Annotated in this window: 1 protein-coding gene; it reads left to right on the top strand. The window is 57.3% G+C overall.

The window, feature by feature from the left end:
* Positions 1-77 precede the first annotated feature (77 nt).
* Positions 78-255: hypothetical protein (locus tag FS767_RS23630; protein ID WP_371921612.1), on the top strand; the 178-nt coding region annotated here is incomplete at its 3' end.

The following is a 255-nucleotide window of genomic DNA, read 5'->3' on the forward strand; positions in this document are numbered from 1 at the left end:
TAAGCGGAATAATAGCGCCAATTTGGCTGTGAATGTTTTAAATAACAACAAATTTAGCCCGGTGGAGAATCGAAACCATGCATCCTCGCGTCCTCGAAGTCACACAGCGGTTGGTGGAACGCAGTCGTCCGACCCGTGAGCGTTACCTCGCCATGATCCGGGCCGCCGCCAGCGACGGTCCGCAGCGCGGCAAACTGCAATGCGCCAATTTCGCCCATGGCGTCGCCGGGTGTGGATCCTCGACGGATAAGCAGC

Source organism: Pseudomonas sp. DE0010 (assembly GCF_007680745.1).
Taxonomy (GTDB): domain Bacteria; phylum Pseudomonadota; class Gammaproteobacteria; order Pseudomonadales; family Pseudomonadaceae; genus Aquipseudomonas; species Aquipseudomonas parafulva_B.